The organism is Enterobacter sp. A8, assembly GCF_004296595.1.
In the GTDB taxonomy this organism is placed as follows: Bacteria; Pseudomonadota; Gammaproteobacteria; order Enterobacterales; family Enterobacteriaceae; genus Enterobacter; species Enterobacter cloacae.
Window position 1 is genome coordinate 193,232 of record NZ_SCMF01000006.1, and the last position, 20,414, is coordinate 213,645.

The window sequence follows — 20,414 nt, forward strand, 5'->3', positions numbered from 1 at the left end:
ATATTACTTCACTGTAAAGGTGTAATTACCGGTAATAGGGTGCGTATCTGAAGAAACCGCGCGCCAGTCAACACGATAAGTGCCAGCGGGTAAAGGCTCTCGCGGAATAATGACCATCGATTTAGGGTCAGCGCCTGGCGCCACTTTTGCCGCGACCGGCATCGGAGAATGTGATGACATGCCTTTCATACCCGTCATCGTTAATTTTGCACCTGAGAATTTCACGGTCAGATTTTCCGAGAAATTAAGCTGAATCTTTTCCGGGGCCGCTACGGCTGAATCAGCCTGTGGCACAGAGCTTTTTAATTCCGGATGGGCCATAGCAGAGAAAGCAACGCCCATAACGAGGCCACCTGTAAGAATGGCTTTATTTAAAATCGACATTTTATTTACCTGTTTAGTTGAGTGTTTTATATCAGTGCGTTAAAACCAGATTCTGGCTCCCGCCAGGAATACTACCTGATGGTCTTTCTCACCTTCTCTTTTCGCCATATCGGATGTTTTCCCGTAAAGTTGATTCCAGGAAACGCCTATATAGGGTGCAAACTCACGGCGTATTTCATAGCGCAGCCGGAGCCCCAGCTCTGTGTCAGTCAGTCCCCTGCCGCGACCCCGCGATTCATCATCCTGACTGTAGAAATTCACCTCATAGGATGGCTGGAGTATGAGCCGGTTAGTCAGTAAAACGTCGTATTCTCCTCCCAGACGAAGGGCTGCTTTTCCGCCATTACTGACAAAACCCGTAATTTCAGACTCAAAATTATAGAGTGCCAGCCCCTGAAAACCGACAGCAGCCCAGGTCCGGGCAGAAGCAGGTCTGAAATCCTGCCTGACACCCGCAACCAAATCCCACCATGGGCCAACCGCATGTCCCCAGAGTAACTGCGCTTCAGCCGCCTCCGTTTCCCCATTGCTTCGTTCACCTTCACTCTTTAGCCAAATCCGATCTGTGTCGCCTCCAATCCAGCTGTTAACACTCCAGCTGAAATTGTTGGTGTTATCCGACCGTTGCCATTCCAGTTGATCCAGCAGAACCAGATAATTAATCGCACTGTCGTGAATCGCATGCCCCTGTAAATTGCCGAATGCAGCCTTCCGGTCGGCATCGGTAACAGGCGGAATTGGCGTTCTGCTCTCAGTTACAATGGGCTCCATTGACGTCATCTCAGTGAAATTCTCATCTGCTGGCATCTGCATGGCAGACATGTCGTGCCCGGCGTGGGGATCTGCAGAGACGGAGCCCGCCGCAATAGAAAGCTGTGAGGTAAACAAACCGGCGACCAGAACAGGTATGGCCTTCAAATTTCTCTTCATTCGCATCATTCCTCCACCCGGACTTCACGAAACATTCCCATTTCCATGTGATAGAGCAAATGGCAGTGATACGCCCAGCGGCCAAGCGCATCTGCTGTCACTCTGTAACTGCGTTTTGTACCAGGGGGAACATCTATTGTGTGTTTACGAACCATGAAATTACCGTTTTCATCTTCCAGATCGCTCCACATACCATGCAGGTGAATGGGGTGAGTCATCATGGTATCGTTGATCAGCGTGATCCTGAGCCGCTCACCGTATTTCAGCAGCACCGGTGCGGCATCTGAAAACTTGATTCCGTTAAATGACCAGGCAAACTTTTCCATGTGGCCGGTTAAATGCAGTTCTATGGTACGGCCAGGTTCACGTCCGTCAGGATCCTCAAAGCGGCTTTTCAAATCCGCGTACGTGAGAACCTTTCTTCCGTTATTTCGAAGACCAATACCCGGATCATTTAATTTCGGAGAGACGCTCATCGCCTGCATATCAACCAGTGGGTTATCCGTTTCTGACGCAGGATGACTTTGCATACCCGGCATTCCGGCCATCCGGGAATGATCCATACCGGCCATGCTGCTGTGATCCATGGGCGCGGAGGATGTCCCGCTATCCGGAAGGTCAGCACCGTCCATAGACATCATCTCTCCGCTGTTATCCATGCCTCCCATCTGGCTGTGGTCCATTCCTGCCATATCATGTCCCATTCCCCCCATACCCATATCTTCCATGGTCAACAGAGGACGGGGATCGAGGGGGGGAACGGCAGCACTTAACCCCTCTCTCGTGGCCAGTGTCCCTCGAGCGTAACCGGTCCTGTCCATGGATTGTGCGAAGATGGTATAGGCCTCACCCTGAGGCTCCACAATGACATCATAGGTTTCGGCAACGGCAATCCTGAATTCGTCAACGGTAACCGGGTTTACATACTGGCCATCTGCAGCCACGACCGTCATTTTCAGCCCGGGGATACGGATATCGAAATAGGTCATTGCCGAGCCGTTGATAAACCGTAAGCGTATCTTTTCACCGGGACGGAACAGTCCGGTCCAGTTTTTCAGCGGGGCCTGCCCGTTCATGAGATAGGTGTAGGTGTAGCCACTGACATCCGCGAGGTCAGTCGGATTCATTTTCATTTCAGCCCACATTTTCCGATCGGCAATGGTGGCTGACAGCCCCCTGGTATTCACGTCGCGGAAAAAAGAGCCAACGGTTGGTTTATTGAAATTGTAGTAATCCGACTGTTTTTTTAATTTTTTCAGCAGGCTGTGAGGATTTTCATCGGTCCAGTCAGACAACATGACCACATGCTCACGATCGTAAGTAAACGGTTCTGGCTCCCCGGCATCGATGATAATGGCACCGTATACCCCCTCCTGTTCCTGCAGACCGGAATGGCTGTGGTACCAGTAAGTCCCGTTCTGCTTAACCTTAAAGGTGTAAACGTAGGTATCATCAGGCTCTATGCCCATAAAACTCAGCCCCGGAACACCATCCATATTGGCCGGAAGAATAATGCCGTGCCAGTGAATGGACGTCTGTTCATTAAGACGGTTTTTGACCTTCAGGGTAATGGTGTCACCTTCTTTCCAGCGAAGAACGGGCCCCGGCAGGCCTCCATTGATTGTTTTGGCCTGACGCTCACTGCCCGTGATATTGACGGCCGTTTCACCAATGGTCAGGTCAAACTGAGTACCCTGCAGGGATGCGGCAACTGGCAGGCTCAGACTGGAACGCGCATTGAAACTCCATACGCCAAGACTTCCGGCTACGCCAGAGAGGGTTAACCCCTTCAGGAAAGTTCGTCGAGACGTTTTCAACAGCATGCGCATTCCCTTATTTAAAGTATGGTTACTGACAGGATTCGAGAACCGATTTAAATTAAATTACTGGTTCATCCACTTACAATGAAATGAATCTAGCACACCTTAAGAAACAAATTCATTACAATCGTGTAATGTACATAGCTGTATTACATTTACGTCATCTTCCCCACAGGTTGATTATTTTTATATATGATCATAAGGACATCTTTTATGTACCTCAGAAGGTAATTACACATGAATATATTAATCACGACCACTGCGTTTACAGCTTTATTTTGTGGGGCAGCTTTTGCTCAGTCCAGTGATATTGCCCATGAAGCACATCGATTTGTTAATAATGCCTCAGCCGTCAGTCATGTGAATTCCTCGACGCATGAAAACTTACCGGACAGGGTTAATAAAAACAACACGCCCTCATTCTCTGAAATGAATGAACATGAAAGGGCCATTGTTGCTCATTCATTTATGAACAACAGCGCGTCCTATGCGCATCAGAAAATGATTGAGGAACATAAAAAAATGCTGTCCGGCAGTGATGCAAATTCAAAGACCTCGTCTTCTTCTTTTAACGAACTGAATGCCGGAGAAAAAGCCGCTCTCGTGCATGAGCAGGTCAATAATGCCGGTGCGGAAGCACATCAGACGCAGGCAAGAAAGCTTCGCGGGCTGTATTCGACCAGGTAACTGCAGGCGGGTTAGTGCTTAGCGTCAGGTGCGCAGCAGGGCTTTACTGACGGGTTACGTAGCAGGACATGAGCCCCATATTGCTCTGCCGTAACCTGTTTCAGTCCCGTTAATCATCACCGTCGGGCTGGTCATACAGTTCCCAGAGCTTCAGGAGCAAACGGGAAACAAGATATGTTACAAAAATGACGACCATCAACGGTGCTCCCGATTAACTGACAGATGACACGCCTCCTGAAAACCCCTAGCATACGCCGCAGTGTTCATGCTAACGGCGAATTCCAGTAAATGTATTCTACCGATGTCGTAAAAGAAAATGCCTACCTTTCAGCCACCCGCTCGGGGCTGGAATCGAACGAGATCGCTACTCTTCAGCGCTCCTTGCCTTCCCGGTTTAATCTGCGGCATTTGAAAAAAAATGAATCATTAAAACTCGTACTGCAAAAGAAAGCGGGAAAATCACGTGTCGTGGCCTATAAATTTACGTCCGGTTCATTTAATTACACGGCGTATCGTATATCAGATAAAAAGTTCTATAACCTTTCCGATACTTCCGGGAAAGGCAGTCTCGATTATCCGTTACCGGCCACAGCAAGACTCAGTTCGCCTTTCAATCCTGCAAGACTTAACCCGGTATCGGGAAAAGTGAGTCCCCATAATGGCATTGATTATTCCATGCCCATGAACACGAAAATAGTCAGCGTCATCGACGGAAAAATCACCCGGGCCGAATACAACAGTACCATGGGATATTTTGTTGAAGTAACGGGAAAAGCCGGTGTTAAAACTCGCTATCTCCACCTCAATAAAATACTCGTTACTAAAGGGGCCAGGGTTACACGGGGAGGTGCTATTGCGTTATCCGGTAACAGCGGACGTTCATCCGGTCCTCATCTGCATTACGAGCTGGTCATCAATAACAACCCTGTTAACTCTCTGGCGTTCCGGGCAGCGGCACCCGCTGATAACAAACTCGAACAGCATGCCTTTGCGCATGCCAGAGACTACGAACGATACCTGGACTGATAACGGGACCGCGACGCGGCCCCGTCTGCCGGATTAATTTTTTTTATCGTTTTCACTTCCGTGATGTTGATGATCTCCATGCCCTCCGTGGCCGTGGAAAAGATGCATTAGCGGGCAGACCAGCAATAACAGATATGGCCAGTAACCTGCCACATGTGACCAGTGTTCGCGCAGGAGGGCAAATGCCGCGATCGCGGCGACAGCAATAAGCGCATAGGTGGTACTTTTCATACTGGACTCCTTCTGTTCGTAACTGACCCTTCACTCAGTGTTATTTCCCGAGCCTGACACTTTTCAGACGCAACGCATTCACAATGACGCTGACGGAGGAAAGAGCCATGGCCGCCGCCGCAATAACTGGCGACAGCAGTATTCCATACACAGGATAAAGCAGACCTGCAGCCACAGGCACGCCAAGTGCGTTGTAGATAAATGCAAAAAACAGATTCTGACGGATATTTTTCATGGTGATCTCTGACAGATGACGGGCCCTGTTCAGTATCATCAAGTCGCCTTTGAGAAGGGTGACTCCGGCACTTTCAATTGCCACATCTGTACCCGTTCCCATGGCTATACCCACGTCAGCCGCTGCCAGCGCCGGGGCATCATTCACACCGTCTCCGGCCATCGCAACCACATGGCCAGACTCTTTCAGTCGGGTTATCACTGCTTTTTTGCCATCCGGCAGAATTCCGGCTTCAACCTCATCTATTCCCAGTTTCCGTGCGACTGCTTCAGCAGTAAGCTGGTTATCCCCGGTGAGCATAACGATGCGGATCCCCGCCTGACGCAAAGCTTTAAGCGCATCCGGCGTGGTTGTTTTCACGGGATCCGAGATAGCTATCAGGCCTGCAAGGTCCCCGTCTGTGGCCACATAGATAACGGTAGCGCCTTCCATCCGCAACGTATCCGCAACGGCCTTTTGATTATCAATAACTATACTGTTTTCCTGCATAGCCAGTTCATTACCAATAACAACCCGTTGACCTTCGACATCGCCTGAGACACCTTTACCCGACGGTGCATCGAAATGAGTGACTGCGGGTATTGCGATCCCCTTTTCCTGTGCTGCTTTAACTACTGCCATACCCAGCGGATGCTGCGAGCCTTTTTCCACTGCGGCTGTTACACGCAAAAGAGATGTTTCCCCACCCGGATTGAGACTGATAATCCCTGTCACCGTAGGCGAACCTTCCGTGAGCGTGCCTGTTTTGTCGACAACCAGCGTGTCCACTTTTTCAAGACGCTCAAGGGCTTCGGCATTCCTGATTAACACCCCGGCCTGGGCTCCTTTGCCCACCCCCACCATTATCGACATCGGCGTGGCCAGCCCCAGCGCGCAGGGACAGGCAATAATCAGGACCGACACAGCCGCAATGAGACCGTGCGCCATCCTGGGCTCGGGCCCCCAGACAGACCAGATCACGAAAGCAACAACCGCGATAAGTATCACCAGAGGAACAAACCAGCCTGAAACGCTGTCAGCCATTCTCTGGATGGGGGCACGCGAACGCTGTGCATCAGCGACCATCTGAACAATTCGTGAGAGCATTGTTTCATCACCGACTTTCTCTGCACGGATGATGAGACTCCCTGTCTGATTAATGGTCCCCCCGATGACAGGGTCACCCTCCGTTTTGGTAACCGGCATAGATTCCCCGGTCACCATCGATTCATCAACGGTTGTTTTGCCTTCGATCACGATACCGTCGACCGGAATACTCTCTCCAGGTCTGATGCGGAGCTTATCGCCAGGCAGGACATCTTCCGCATTAATATCCGTTTCATGACCTTCATGATCCAGCCGTCTGGCGGTTTTGGGGGCAAGGTTCAGAAGCGCAGTAATGGCGCCTGAGGTTTGTTCCCGTGCCCGCAGCTCAAGAACCTGTCCCAGCAGAACAAGCACCGTAATAACTGCTGCGGCTTCAAAATAAACGGCCACCAGGCCATCCATGTTTCTGAACGATGCAGGAAACCAGGAGGGGAAGACGGTTGCAATGACGCTGTAAACCCAGGCTACGCCGGTCCCCATTGCAACAAGGGTAAACATATTCAGGGAGCGGTTACGTAACGACATTCCGGCCCGGGCGAAGAATGGCCAGCCACACCACAACACGACAGGGGAGGCCAGAAGCAGCTGCAGCCATGTGTTGTACTGTGGCGGTACTGTATTCCTCAACTCGGGAAACAGATGAGATCCCATTTCGAGTACCAGAACCGGAAACGCCAGCAACAACCCCAGCCAGAAGCGTCTTGTCATGTCGTGAAGTTCATCACTCGGCCCCGTGGATGCCGTAGCTACGAGCGGCTCCAGTGCCATTCCACAGACAGGACAGCTTCCGGGACCACTGCGGCGTATCTCCGGGTGCATCGGACATGTCCACACACCTTCAGAATTCTCTTTTTCCGCCTGGTGGTGAGGCTGTTTTATCTGATCAGGGCTGACTTCGTGATGATCGTGGTGATGGTGATGGGAATGTTCACTGGCATCTTCGGTAAGATAACGATCGGGATGGGCTTTAAATTTACTCTCACAGCTGGCGGAGCAGAAATAAAGTTGATGGTCCTGGTATCGAATGCTGCTGTGCGCCCTGTCGGGCAGGATGGCCATCCCGCACACGGGATCTCTCACCTTATGCAATACGTGGCCCTCGTCCGGGGATAATGTCTGCTCAGAAGCAGTCTGGTTGTTGTGTTGCACTGCATTGTCATTTTTCACAGTAACTCTCCTTATGCATACCGAAGCATCTTCTGTCTTCAGGGTATGTCATGGATGCGATTACCACGAATATCGCCGGCACAGGAGTGCCTGCTACCGGCGTCCCGTTATCAGCCGTTCCGCTGACTATTCGATTCGCTGGAAGACTTTTTTACTTCCATCCGGTGAGAATGCGATAACATCGTAAGCCTCTTTTCGGGCTCCCATCTCCATTCCAGGACTTCCTGCTGGCATACCGGGGGTGGCGAGACCGTATATACCTGAACCAGACTGCATTGCCTTATGTATCGTTGTCGCAGGCACATGGCCTTCAATGATCAAATTACCGGCAACCGCGGTATGACAACTTCGCAGTCCTGCAGGAATAGCATGCTTTTCTTTCAGGGCTGACAGCGCCTGATCATTCATGACGTGAGTTCGTACTTCAAACCCGTCTTTTTCCATCGCCTTGCCCCACAGGGAACAACAGCCACAGTTTTCAGATTTGTACATATCAATCACTTTTTCACTCGCCATCGCGGGCAGTGAAAGGCCGAGAGCCAGCGCCATCAGAACCACTTTTTTCATACTCACCTCTGTATATTATCGATTTAAACCCTGACGTCAGGGTGAATCAGTAAAGAAGGACACCCACAGGGGGTGCCCTTTCAGGTTCAGGACACGCTTTTTTTATGTCTGCGCAGCCAGATTAATTTGTAGGCGGCAGGAATAATGAACAGGGACAGCAGCGGAGCCGTGATCATCCCACCAATCATGGGTGCCGCGATACGGCTCATGACTTCTGAACCTGCACCGGTTCCCCAGAGTATTGGCAGCAGACCCGCAATGATCACCGCCACGGTCATGGCTTTCGGCCGGACACGCAGTACGGCACCATGATAGAGGGCTTCATCAAGGCCTTCCGGTGTGAACGTCTCTTTACGGGACAATTCCGGGTGCGCTTCAATGGCATGACGCAGATACATCAGCATGACCACGCCAAACTCTGCTGCCACCCCGGCCAGAGCGATAAACCCCGTTCCGGTTGCGACAGACATATGGAAGCCCTGCCAGTACAGGAACCATATCCCGCCAACCAGGGCGAACGGCAGGCTCATCAGGATCAGCAGGGCTTCATCAACCCGGCGGAATGCCAGATACAACAGGATGAAGATGATCATCACCGTCATCGGCACCATCAGCTTCAGTTTCTTGTTGGCATGCTCAAGCAGTTCAAACTGTCCGGAGAATGACACGCTGGTACCCGGTCTCAGTTTCACTTTCTGACTGATCGCCGTTTTAATGTCATTAACCACCGACACCATATCCCTGCCGCGCGCGTCAATGTAAATCCAGCTGGCTGGACGGGCATTTTCCGTTTTCAGCATAGTCGGCCCGGAAACGACCTTAATATCCGCAACATCGCCCAGCGTGATCTGCTGCTTCATCGGGGTCAGGATCGGCATCTGTTTCAGGGCCTGCGGGCTGTTCCGGTAATCCTGCGGATAGCGGATATTAATCGGGTACCGGGCCACGCCTTCAACCGTTTCCCCTACCGTCGCGCCGCCGATGGCTGATGAGATGAACAGCTGCACATCGCCCACCGTCATTCCGTAGCGGGAGGCTTTTTCCCGGTTGATATCCACATCAATGTAGCGCCCGCCTTCCAGTCGCTCTGCGAGAGCAGACACTACGCCGGGTACGGTTTTGGCGACCGCTTCGATACTCTGCGCCGTTGCATCGATATCGGACAGAACCGTTCCGGACACCTTGATACCTATCGGGCTTTTGATCCCGGTTGAGAGCATATCAATACGGTTACGGATTGGCGGCACCCAGAGGTTTGCCAGCCCCGGTAAACGGACGGTCCTGTCGAGTTCTTCAATAATCTTGTCAATCGTCATGCCTGGACGCCACTGATCCTCAGGTTTGAGCTGGATCGTGGTTTCAACCATTTCGAGCGGTGCGGAATCCGTGGCGGTCTCTGCTTTACCGGTCTTGCCAAATACAGAGGCCACTTCAGGAACGCTTTTGATTAACTTGTCCGTCGTCTGCAGGAGCGCTGCAGCTTCAGCCGGAGAGACACCCGGCAGGGTCGACGGCATATACAACAGGTCGCCCTCGTTAATCTTCGGCAGAAACTCACCGCCCACCTGGCTCAGCGGCCAGATAACGGTGAAAATGGACAAGGCCGCAACCAGCAGGGTTGTTTTTGGCCAGTGGAGAACCCGCAACAGCAATGGATGATACGCTTTGATCAGTACCCGGTTCAGGGGGTTACTGGTCTCTGCAGGAATTTTCCCCCGGATCCAGAATCCCATCAGAATCGGAATGACGATGATGGCCAGCGCGGCCGCGCCCGCCATGGAGTACGTTTTCGTGAATGCCAGCGGGCCAAACAGACGTCCTTCCTGACCTTCCAGGGTAAAGATAGGAATAAAGGACAGGGTGATGATCAGCAGGCTGATAAACAGTGCGGGTCCCACTTCAACGGAGGCATCGGTAATCACCTTCCAGCGGGTGGCGTTGTCAATCTGCTCACCCGGATGCTGATGATCCCACTCCTCAAGCCGCTTATGCGCATTCTCAATCATCACAATGGCGGCATCCACCATCGCACCGACGGCAATCGCTATCCCTCCCAGCGACATGATATTGGCGTTCAGTCCCTGGAAGTGCATGACGATAAAGGCGATACACAGACCAAGCGGCAGAGAGATAATCGCCACCAGGGCAGAACGTACGTGCCACAGGAACAGGGCACAGACGATGGCCACCACGATAAACTCTTCCAGAAGTTTGGAACTGAGGTTATCAATCGCCCGGTCGATGAGCTGGCTGCGATCGTAGGTGGTCACGATTTCAACGCCTTCCGGCAGGCTGGCCTTCAGCGTCTCAAGTTTATCCCTCACTGCCGTGATAACGTCGCGTGCATTTTTACCCGACCGCAGGATCACCACGCCGCCAGCGACTTCGCCCTGGCCGTTCAGCTCGGCAATACCACGCCGCATTTCAGGCCCGGTCTGCACGCGGGCAACATCCCGCAGATAAACCGGCACGCCGTTCTCGCCTGTTTTCAGGACGATGTTATTAAAATCATCAATGCTCTGAAGATAACCGCTGGCACGGACCATATACTCAGCTTCGGCCATTTCAACGGATGAGCCACCGGCCTCCTGGTTAGACGATTCAAGGGCCTGTTTCACTTCGGGCAGGCTGATACCATACTGAGACAATTTTACCGGATTGACCTGAATCTGGTACTGTTTCACCACGCCGCCAACCGAAGCGACCTCAGCCACGTTCGGGATGGTTTTCAGCTCAAATTTCAGGAACCAGTCCTGCAGAGAACGCAGTTCTGAAAGGTCGTGTTTTCCGCTGCGATCGACAAGGGCATATTCAAATATCCAGCCCACCCCCGTGGCGTCCGGACCGATTTCAGAACTCACACCGGCGGGCAGTTTTCCCTGTACCTGGTTCAGGTACTCCAGCACGCGGGAACGGGCCCAGTACAGATCGGTGCCGTCTTCAAAAATGACATACACATACGAATCACCGAACTGTGAAAAACCACGCACGGTTTTTGCGCCAGGCACGGACAGCATGGTGGTGGTAAGTGGATAGGTGACCTGGTTTTCTACAATCTGCGGGGCCTGGCCGGGATAGCTGGTTTTGATAATGACCTGCACATCTGACAGGTCAGGCAAGGCATCGACAGGCGTGTTAATAATCGTCCATGTGCCCCAGATGCTGAGAAACAGGGCCCCCATCATGACCAGGAAACGGTTGGCGACAGAGCGCCGGATAATCCATTCAATCATCGTCGTCTCCTCAGTGCCCTGAATGCATATTTACAGGCTGGTCAGACATTGCTGGCATACTGCTTTCTGTTTTTTCAGGGTGGCGCATACGTTCCAGTGCGCCCGTAATATTGGCTTCAGAGTCAATGAGGAACAGGCCACTGACCACCACGGTATCGCCTTCATTCAGGCCGGAGCCGATGCCGGACTGTTGCTGTGACTCATGCAGAACGTGGATCTGTTTCGGCACAAACTTGCCTTCATCATCAACAGTAATCACGCGCTGTTCTTTGCCGGTATCGATAACGGCCTGGCTTGGTATCAGCAGCATCTCCTGGCTTCTGGTATTCAGTTTCAGATAGGCATTCATGCCCGGCTTGAGAAACTCATCCTTATTAGAAACCTGGAGACGGACCTGAAGCGTACGGGTTGTCTGATCCACGCTGGGAAGAATATTCCATTTTTCGACATGGAATGTTTTATCCGGATAAGCCGGTACCGAAATTTCAAACTGCGACGTATCTTTCAGCAGATAGGCGATAGATTCTGGCACTGCAGCGCTGATCCAGACCGGGTCCATTCCCTGAATCTGAGCCACCACCTTATCTTTCGAAATATTCATGCCGGTGCGCAGGTCAAATGCAGTAATGACACCATCAATAGGTGCTTTAATGGTAAAACGGGTCTGAATGCTCCGGGTAGAACGCAGTCTCTGAATATCCTCTTCCGGCATACCTGCCAGGCGAAGCCGTTCCAGAACGCCTTTAATTTGCGTGGAAGTACCACCGGTGCTGGATAACAGAAGGAATTCACTCTGTGCTTCCACCCAGTCCGGAATGGTAATATCGATAAGTGGCGTCCCCTTCTTCACATGATCGCCAATCGTCATGGGGTAGACTTTTTCGACAAACCCGTCAGAACGCGCCTGCACAATAACAAACTGATACTCGTTATAGCTGACATTAGCCGGGATTGTCTGAGAATAATTCAGCATTCCTCGCGTGACTTTTTGCGTTTTTAATCCCAGATTCTGAACCTGGGTTGGGTCGATACGGATCCCGCCACTGCTTTTATCGCCACTGTCATCAGCATATTTTGGCACCAGGTCCATATCCATAAAGGGCGATTTTCCGGGTTTATCAAATTTGGTATCCGGTTTCATTGGGTCATACCAGAAAAGCACCTTTCGTTCCGGTGCCTTTTGTTCTGTTTTTTCTGTCTTTTGTGCTGAGTTTACATACTGCCAGGCAGTAACCGATATCAGCCCCCCTGCTATGAGGCTGCTGATAATTATTGCAGCATATTTTATCTTTAAAGAAGCCATACAATTTTCCGCTAAAAAATCAAAACACCTGGCATATGCGCCTGACGGTTAACTCACACATATACCTATGTGAATGTACAGGCGCACAGGATGTAATCGCTCCGGACAGCCAATCAGGACTGCGTCACGTTAATGCTTTTGAGTAAGGAGATATTGCCCTGCTGAATAAACGAGAAATCGACATGGTTGCCTGTTTTCAGGGCATTAATAGCATCGTCTGCATTAACAAAAGTAAAGCGCATGGTCATTGCAGGCCAGCCCACCGCTGGAATTGCTTCATGCGAAATGGTGATTTTCTTAGTATTCATATCAATGTCTTTAACGACACCGGTGCCCTTGATAACTTGCTGTACCGAAGCATCACTGGCAGTATTCATATCGCCATGCTGATGTGTTTCAGCATGAAGACCGGCAGAAAACATGACAGAGAAGGCACCAAATAAAACGGCTTTAAGTGAATTACGCATTTTAATTTCCTGATTAATTAAATAAATTTACTCTACCCAACCGCCACCCAGCGCGGTAAACAGATTAATTTCGTTAACCTGCCGGGAATAGGTAAGATCGAGAATGGTTTGCTGGGTAGCGAAGAGGGAACGTTCTGCATCCAGCACTTCGATGTAACTGACAGCACCACTTGCATACAATCCTCTGGCACGCTGGAGAGTTATCTGAAGTGAATCAAGATAACGCTGCTGTGACTCAAGTTGCTGGCTAAGGCTGTCGCGCAGCGCAAGCGTGTCGGAAACATCCTTAAAGGCTGACTGAATTTTTTGTTCGTAATTAACCACCGACTGTTGCTGGCGAATTTCAGCCAGCTTCAGATTGGCTTTATTCCTGCCAGCATTAAATATAGGAATTTCAATTTTAGGGATAAAATTCCACATTCCACTTCCTGACGTAAACAGGCTGGACAGCTCCGTACTGCTTGCGGAAAGACCACTGGTCAGGGTAATTGAGGGGAAAAAGGCCGCTCGCGCTGCGCCAATATTGGCATCAGCCGCTTTCAGCTGATATTCCGCTTCCATAATATCCGGTCGCTGCAGCAAAATTTGTGAAGACAGATTTGGTGGCAATTTTACTGGGGCTATCTCCCCGCCTTTCATCCCTTTTTCTGACGGAAGTGCGCGGTACGTTCCCAGCACCAGTTGCAGGGCATTGTTTGCCTGAGCCAGATCGCCTTCTCGTTTGGCTATTTCGGCGCGGGTACTTTCGATTTGTCCTCGCGCCTGTTCAAGTGCCAGAACGTTCGTACTCCCGGTCACGAGCTGCTGCTCAACGAAAGCATAGGACTGTTGATAATTTTTCAGCGTTTCCCGCGCAATACGAAGTTGTTCGTACGCCAGTTGCTGGCTGAAATAGCTTTGTGAAACGTTGGATACCAGCAGGATGTGTACGGCCCGACGGGCTTCTTCGCTGGCAAAGTAGTTCTGGCGATCAGCATCACTCATGTTCTTAAGTTTGCCGAAAAAATCGAGCTCATAGCTGAGCTCCAGTCTCGCGTCGTACTCCTGTGTGGTCGGCTTGTCACCTTTCAGACCACCGCTGTATGTTATCCCGGATGAGGCATTCAGCTGGGGATAACGATCTGCATCCGTGACGTTGAACTGGGCTCGGGCCTCTTCAACCTTCAGGGCAGCCATTCTCAAATCACGGTTATTAGTCAGAGCTTCACCGATCAACCGGGTAACCTGGGGATCGACAAAAAAGTTACGCCAGCCCGTATCCTGATAGCCATTTACCGCTGGCGTCAGGCTGTTATGGGACAGTGAAAACTGCTGGGGTACCGGTGCTGCGGGCCGCTGATATTCAGGCGCAAGCGACACGCAGCCTGCCAGGATGAATATCGTGCTAATGCTGAGTAATTTTAATTTGAACATAACGCTTCTCGTCCAGGCAGACCTGGTAAATGGTTCAAATGAAGTCCAGAGTATTGATAGGGGTACTTTACCTAACGCTCTCTGTTTGCCGGGTGACAGGATAATGACAATGTTGTCATTTTTGCTGTAATCCGTTGATAACGATCGTGGGCGCAATAGAATGACATTAGCAGCCAGCCGGGGAGCAAGATGAAAATATTGATCGTCGAAGACGAAATTAAAACAGGTGAATATCTCAGCAAAGGGCTTACAGAGGCAGGGTTCGTAGTGGATCACGCTGATAATGGTCTTACCGGATATCATCTCGCCATGACAGCCGAGTATGATTTAGTCATTCTGGATATCATGCTACCTGATGTGAACGGCTGGGATATCATCCGCATGCTGCGCACTGCCGGAAAGGGTATGCCGGTCTTACTGCTGACAGCCCTCGGCACGATCGAACATAGGGTCAAAGGACTGGAACTGGGTGCGGACGATTATCTGGTTAAACCCTTTGCGTTTGCCGAACTGCTCGCCCGGGTGAGAACCCTTCTGAGGCGGGGAAACACGATGATCACGGAAAGCCAGTTTAAGGTGGCTGACCTCTCGATTGATCTCGTATCCAGAAAAGTCAGTCGCGCCGGAAACCGCATTGTGCTCACCAGTAAAGAGTTCAGCCTGCTGGAATTCTTCATTCGCCATCAGGGAGAGGTTCTTCCCCGCTCCCTGATTGCCTCTCAGGTCTGGGACATGAATTTTGACAGCGACACTAATGCGATCGATGTCGCAGTAAAGCGACTCCGCGCTAAAATAGACAACGATTACGAGACAAAGCTGATCCAGACAGTCCGGGGCGTGGGCTACATGCTGGAGGTCCCGGATGCATAGCAAACCTTCCAGACGCCCTTTCTCACTCGCTCTGCGGCTGACCTTTTTTATCAGCCTGTCCACGATACTGGCTTTTATCGCATTCACCTGGTTTATGCTGCATTCTGTTGAAAATCATTTTGCCGAGCAGGATGTCAGCGATCTTCAACAAATCAGCACCACACTGAACCGTATACTGCAGTCCCCGGTGGATCCGGATGATAAAAAAATAAGCAAAATAAAGGAATCAATTGCCAGCTACCGCAACGTTGCCCTTTTGCTCCTCAATCCCAGGGGGGAAGTGCTCTTTAGCTCAGCTCAGGGGGCGGCACTACGCCCGGCAGTGAATTCAGCAGATTTTAGCGAGCACAGCCGCGCACGGGATGTCTTTCTCTGGACGGTGGAGGATCCTGCGGGACCGATGGATACCGGGTCCGAAATGAAGATGGAAACATACAGGATTATCGCCTCCTCTGGTCAGGCGATATTTCAGGGCAAACAGCAGAACTATGTCATGCTGACTGGCCTATCCATTAATTTCCATCTCCATTACCTCGATGCGCTGAAAAAGAACCTGATTGCGATTGCCGTCGTGATAAGCCTGTTGATTGTTCTGATCATTCGAATCGCTGTCCGTCAGGGGCACCTGCCCCTTCGTAATGTCAGCAATGCCATTAAAAACATCACCTCCGAGAATCTTGATGCGCGACTGGAACCGACACGCGTTCCCATTGAGCTGGAGCAACTGGTTATCTCGTTCAATCATATGATTGGAAAGATTGAGGATGTCTTTACCCGCCAGGCCAATTTCTCTGCCGATATCGCGCATGAGATCAGAACGCCCATCACCAATCTGGTGACGCAGACTGAAATCGCACTGAGTCAGGATCGAACACAGAGGGAACTTGAGGATGTCCTCTATTCCAGTCTTGAAGAGTATAACCGGATGACCAAAATGGTCAGCGATATGCTGTTCCTGGCACAGGCAGATAATAATCAGCTGATACCTGACAGGGTCATGTTTGACCTCAGAGCGGAAGTCATGAAAGTCTTCGAGTTTTTCGAAGCCTGGGCCGAAGAACGCAATATCACGCTCAAATTTAACGGGATGCCCTGCCTGGTTGAGGGAGATCCACAAATGTTCAGAAGGGCGATCAATAATCTGTTATCCAATGCCCTGCGTTATACCCCGGAGGGACAGGCAATCACCGTCTCAATAAGAGAGCAGGAGAGCTTTTTTGACCTTGTGATTGAAAATCCGGGGAAACCAATCCCTGAAGAGCATTTATCAAGGTTGTTTGACCGTTTTTATCGGGTGGATCCGTCCAGACAACGAAAAGGAGAAGGCAGCGGCATCGGCCTTGCGATTGTGAAGTCAATCGTGGAAGCACATCACGGAAGAGTGCAGGTGGAATCGGACGTACACTCAACGCGTTTTATCTTATCCGTGCCCAGACTGGAGAAAATGATTCCGGACACCCAGTGCTGGGAATAAAGATTTAAATGACAAAGATGTCATTAGCCTGTCATGCAGCAAACAGAAGCCATTCGATATAATTAGTGCAACTTATCAGGAAGGCTGGATTGCTTTATCAATATCCGGCGTCAGTGGACGCCAGGAAATGAATATCCAGTCCCCTCCCGGAGAAATAAACACTTCCGAACCTGTTTCAGTTATGGAACTGAAAACACCGGTTGTACTCCCCCGGACATCACTAATTAAGAAATGGAGAGTTATCATGAAAAATATCGTATTAGCATCCTTGCTGGGCTTTGGCTTAATTTCTTCGGCCTGGGCCACTGAAACCGTGAATATCCATGAGCGGGTCAACAATGCACAGGCACCTGCTCACCAGATGCAGTCTGCTGCGGCTCCTGTCGGGATCCAGGGGACTGCACCTCGTATGGCCGGTATGGACCAGCATGAACAGGCCATTATTGCTCATGAAACCATGACGAACGGGTCGGCGGATGCGCACCAGAAAATGGTGGAAAGTCATCAGAGGATGATGGGAAGTCAGACCGTTTCCCCTACCGGGCCGTCGAAGTCATTAGCGGCAATGAATGAGCATGAAAGAGCTGCAGTTGCCCATGAATTTATGAATAACGGTCAGTCTGGCCCACATCAGGCCATGGCCGAAGCGCATCGTCGCATGCTCAGTGCAGGCTGACGGCGAGGGAAGTATCTGTGCTGTCCTTATTTCCTTGATAGATTTTTCCGTAACCGGATATATGGCAACATCTTTGCCCCCTACAGGGGGCATTTTTATCAGATTCTGCTACAGTTAACGGGCATCAACGCTAAAAGGATATTTTTTATGAAAGCCAGAAACACTTTATTTGCAGTATTAATGTTATCCCTGCCAGCGATTTCAGCAGAACATTCAGAAATGAAAATGACTGATATGTCTACCTCGGCTTCGTCACAGGAATATATGGCTGGCATGAAAGACATGCATGACAAAATGATGGCTGCCGTAAATGAGTCCGATCCCGACAAGGCTTTTGCGAAAGGCATGGTAGCGCACCATGAAGGGGCAATAGCAATGGCTGAGACCGAGCTCAAATACGGAAAAGATCCGAAAATGAGAAAGCTCGCGCAGGACATCATTAAAGCTCAAAAAGGTGAAATTGAGCAGATGAATAAATGGCTTGATAGTCAAAAGTAAACATTGTAGAAATGTCACGACAAGCGTGATTTTACATCGTTCCTGGGCGCGGGAGTCGGTTAATCTTTATATAATTCAAACCCGATTAATTTCGGGTTTTTACTACTCTGTACTCCGGTCCTTTGTTGAGGACCGGAATATATGCACCTGAGATGCTTATTTAATACATTATCTCGTCATGGATACAATGTCGCTCAGGATCTCAACCAGCTCGCTTCTCTCCTGCGTTCCGTCATGATAGGTTGATCTTGAGATGATTCTTTCTGATGTCATCTGAGGCCAGAATTTATCTAGTACATTATCGGGTTTCATTCCCACAGCCCGGCCGATTATTTTTTTAGCGTCACAGGTGTCCGTAAACGTGACGGCTACACCAGTAATTTCCTCGATAAGATCCGGGCACAGATAGTTTTCTATCTCACGTTTGCGCGTAGCGAAAAATACCTTACCGGCCTCCTCTACTTCTTTTTTACGCTTCTGGATGGACAGAACCTGTGCAGGGTCTCCCCCAATATCGGAGTCCAGAAATACGCACCAGGGAAGCCCCAGATCTTTGGCCAGATTCAATGTAACCCAGTGTTTGACGCTACCACACCCTCCTATGAGGACTGGCACTATTTTCACGTCCTCCAGAGAGGCTGGCAGCGCACCTGACTGTTTTAATGAACTGGCCGCATGCCTCAGGAAAGTAACATCCGACTTTCCCTCTACCAGAACAATCCCCTGCGCCCTTTCCATACCGGTCTCTGGCAGCACCCCCAGGCTTTCAGTGGCTTCCTTCAGCACTGCGTCATCCGGCATTTTTACTACGGGTTCACCCGCCTCATTTCGGGTAACATAACGTACGCCTTCGACAGGGATTAATCCGGCCAGCGCCGGGACATGGGTGGTGACGATAATCTGACGGTGCGGCTGGCCTGCCAGTGCCAGTAACGCTTTCATCAGCATCATCTGATAGTTCGGATGCTGTGACGTTTCAGGCTCCTCTATGGCATAAATCACATTTCTGGGCGTCCCCGCGACATTCTTTTCAGCCTCAGCCCGAAAAAAATTCAACAGGATAAGCCTCCTTATCCCGCTGCCGCGCTTATTGATGGGGATGCCATTTTCCCCGTCCAGGGTGAAATTGAAGGTCCACTTGGGTTTCTCCTTAAATCGTGGAGTCAGTTCACTGGCGAGTTCGGGGGCCATTTCACGTAATTTATCCAGCGTTCTCTGTGCGACATCCAGGACGCTGTCCTGAATCTCATTTTCCAGCGCTGTAATTTTGTCCTGCAGCGCAGCCTGAGCGTCTTTTACGGCCTGCTGTAAGGGGTTTTTAGCTTCGGAATCCCCGTCGCTGCTTTCCCTGTCGGCTTTGAAAATCGCATACGTGGGCAGCAAATCGAGGATCTTACCCCATAATGATTTTGTGTCGGTTCCGAACTCTTTATCGACATCCAGCATAATTTCCGAACAGGTATAGGGGGCTGCGGCTTCCCTGATGGCCTGACGCCATAACGATGCAGTGCGTTTATCCGCCACATTTTTTTCAACTTCTTTTCCCACCGCCTTGAGCTCAGAAATTTTCATGCCCAGTAAATTTCTCAGGGGCTCCTCATCCGGGTGGATGCAGCGGATGCAGGTCTGCTCCGGTTTTCCTGAGGTCGTTGCTTTAAACGTTTTGACGATTTCAAAATTGCCGTCCTCATTCAGCAGATGTTCTGAGGCGAGCGTGGTCTGCACCCTGTCGTCGATCATGATAAAATCGGGCAGGTCATCAAATTCACAGGCTATTTCAAAACGGCCGTCCCCTTCTCTTAGGCTGAAACAGTTCATGTCATTCTTGTCAGCCTTCATTCCTTCTGTTTCAAAAAAAATAGCCAGCGCTTCCAGAAGCGTTGATTTCCCAAAGTCATTACGACCGACAATACCCGTCATGCTTTCATCAATAATGATTTCAGTAGAGTTTCTGTAGCCTCTGAAGTTTTTCAGTTTTAATTTTCTGAGCCGCATATGAAGTCCTGTGTGTAAGAAAGCGTTTTGCTGCAACCTGAATACAAAATATATTTTCAAATGCCTGCCAACAAGCAGGGATAACCGTTATTCAGAATATCTTAACGACATTTCGGGATTATGATCTGGTCGCGCTTTCAGAACTTTACTGCCCCTCAAAACACCGGAAACTAACTTGTGGTTGGTTACATGGCAAAGTTAAAACTCCAGAATCACGGGTAATGATTTCAATGCTTATTATATTTTTTGGAATTGACTCATGAGCTTTATAATTTAAATGATAATAATAACCATTCTTTTATGCGTAATATTTGCTACTGACACTGATGAATTTAAAAGAAGATAGATTTTC

General features: G+C 50.2%; 17 protein-coding genes. 6 read left to right on the forward strand and 11 right to left on the reverse strand.

What is annotated here, in order from left to right; all coding sequences use genetic code 11:
- Positions 1 to 3 precede the first annotated feature (3 nt).
- Genes pcoC through pcoA form a run of 3 tightly spaced genes read right to left on the reverse strand, consistent with a single transcriptional unit; the run spans position 4 to position 3,137 of the window.
- The gene (gene pcoC / locus EQV24_RS20560) at positions 4 to 384 is read right to left on the reverse strand and encodes a copper resistance system metallochaperone PcoC (RefSeq protein WP_000025662.1); all 381 of its coding nucleotides are present in this window, start codon (positions 382 to 384) and stop codon (positions 4 to 6) included.
- A 39-nt stretch (positions 385 to 423) separates the two neighbouring features.
- The gene (gene pcoB, locus EQV24_RS20565) at positions 424 to 1,314 is read right to left on the reverse strand and encodes a copper resistance outer membrane transporter PcoB (RefSeq protein ID WP_001378118.1); all 891 of its coding nucleotides are present in this window, start codon (positions 1,312 to 1,314) and stop codon (positions 424 to 426) included.
- A gap of 5 nt (positions 1,315 to 1,319) precedes the next feature.
- Positions 1,320 to 3,137: a multicopper oxidase PcoA gene (gene pcoA, locus EQV24_RS20570; protein WP_000925240.1), complete on the reverse strand. Its 1,818-nt coding sequence runs from the start codon at positions 3,135 to 3,137 to the stop codon at positions 1,320 to 1,322.
- A gap of 234 nt (positions 3,138 to 3,371) precedes the next feature.
- Between pcoA and EQV24_RS20575 the strand changes: the two genes are divergently transcribed.
- Both EQV24_RS20575 and EQV24_RS20580 read left to right on the forward strand, forming a co-directional pair.
- Positions 3,372 to 3,821 (forward strand): copper resistance protein, encoded by a 450-nt coding sequence (locus EQV24_RS20575; RefSeq protein WP_001023257.1) that lies wholly within the window; start codon positions 3,372 to 3,374, stop codon positions 3,819 to 3,821.
- A 288-nt stretch (positions 3,822 to 4,109) separates the two neighbouring features.
- Positions 4,110 to 4,847 (forward strand): peptidoglycan DD-metalloendopeptidase family protein, encoded by a 738-nt coding sequence (locus tag EQV24_RS20580; protein WP_000287501.1) that lies wholly within the window; start codon positions 4,110 to 4,112, stop codon positions 4,845 to 4,847.
- A gap of 33 nt (positions 4,848 to 4,880) precedes the next feature.
- On the opposite strand, the gene EQV24_RS20585 is transcribed toward EQV24_RS20580, so the two are convergent.
- The 7 genes from EQV24_RS20585 to silC form a co-directional block, all read right to left on the reverse strand.
- A complete protein-coding gene (locus tag EQV24_RS20585; protein WP_000843494.1) occupies positions 4,881 to 5,078 on the reverse strand; it encodes a DUF2933 domain-containing protein in 198 nt (65 codons plus the stop codon).
- 40 nt (positions 5,079 to 5,118) lie between these two features.
- Positions 5,119 to 7,566, reverse strand: a complete 2,448-nt coding sequence (gene silP / locus EQV24_RS20590; RefSeq protein WP_130626984.1) for an Ag(+)-translocating P-type ATPase SilP — start codon at positions 7,564 to 7,566, stop codon at positions 5,119 to 5,121.
- Positions 7,567 to 7,692: 126 nt separating this feature from the next.
- A complete protein-coding gene (locus tag EQV24_RS20595) occupies positions 7,693 to 8,133 on the reverse strand; it encodes a DUF411 domain-containing protein (protein WP_000758228.1) in 441 nt (146 codons plus the stop codon).
- 86 nt (positions 8,134 to 8,219) lie between these two features.
- Positions 8,220 to 11,366 (reverse strand): Cu(+)/Ag(+) efflux RND transporter permease subunit SilA, encoded by a 3,147-nt coding sequence (gene silA, locus EQV24_RS20600; protein WP_000574029.1) that lies wholly within the window; start codon positions 11,364 to 11,366, stop codon positions 8,220 to 8,222.
- Between the two features lie 10 nt (positions 11,367 to 11,376).
- Entirely contained in the window at positions 11,377 to 12,669 is a 1,293-nt protein-coding gene (gene silB / locus EQV24_RS20605; protein ID WP_000157620.1) for a Cu(+)/Ag(+) efflux RND transporter periplasmic adaptor subunit SilB, read from the reverse strand.
- Positions 12,670 to 12,782: 113 nt separating this feature from the next.
- Positions 12,783 to 13,136 carry a cation efflux system protein CusF gene (cusF, locus tag EQV24_RS20610; RefSeq protein ID WP_001246155.1) on the reverse strand — a complete coding sequence of 118 codons (354 nt, stop codon included), beginning with the start codon at positions 13,134 to 13,136 and terminating at the stop codon, positions 12,783 to 12,785.
- A 27-nt stretch (positions 13,137 to 13,163) separates the two neighbouring features.
- Complete coding sequence (gene silC, locus EQV24_RS20615) at positions 13,164 to 14,549, reverse strand: Cu(+)/Ag(+) efflux RND transporter outer membrane channel SilC (protein WP_000475506.1); 1,386 nt, start codon at positions 14,547 to 14,549, stop codon at positions 13,164 to 13,166.
- Between the two features lie 189 nt (positions 14,550 to 14,738).
- Here silC and silR point away from each other — a divergent pair, with 189 nt between their 5' ends.
- The 4 genes from silR to EQV24_RS20635 all read left to right on the forward strand — a co-directional run bounded on the left by silR (position 14,739) and on the right by EQV24_RS20635 (position 18,067).
- On the forward strand, positions 14,739 to 15,419 hold the full coding sequence (gene silR, locus EQV24_RS20620) for a copper/silver response regulator transcription factor SilR (RefSeq protein WP_000697968.1): 681 nt from the start codon (positions 14,739 to 14,741) through the stop codon (positions 15,417 to 15,419).
- Positions 15,412 to 16,893: a copper/silver sensor histidine kinase SilS gene (gene silS / locus EQV24_RS20625; protein WP_000555736.1), complete on the forward strand. Its 1,482-nt coding sequence runs from the start codon at positions 15,412 to 15,414 to the stop codon at positions 16,891 to 16,893. The genes silR and silS overlap by 8 nt, the downstream gene beginning before the upstream one ends.
- A gap of 244 nt (positions 16,894 to 17,137) precedes the next feature.
- Complete coding sequence (gene silE, locus EQV24_RS20630; RefSeq protein ID WP_000790485.1) at positions 17,138 to 17,569, forward strand: silver-binding protein SilE; 432 nt, start codon at positions 17,138 to 17,140, stop codon at positions 17,567 to 17,569.
- Positions 17,570 to 17,716: 147 nt separating this feature from the next.
- Positions 17,717 to 18,067 carry a DUF305 domain-containing protein gene (locus EQV24_RS20635; protein WP_000647571.1) on the forward strand — a complete coding sequence of 117 codons (351 nt, stop codon included), beginning with the start codon at positions 17,717 to 17,719 and terminating at the stop codon, positions 18,065 to 18,067.
- Between the two features lie 168 nt (positions 18,068 to 18,235).
- On the opposite strand, the gene EQV24_RS20640 is transcribed toward EQV24_RS20635, so the two are convergent.
- Positions 18,236 to 20,062, reverse strand: a complete 1,827-nt coding sequence (locus tag EQV24_RS20640) for an AAA family ATPase (RefSeq protein ID WP_001239419.1) — start codon at positions 20,060 to 20,062, stop codon at positions 18,236 to 18,238.
- Between the last annotated feature and the right edge of the window lie 352 nt (positions 20,063 to 20,414).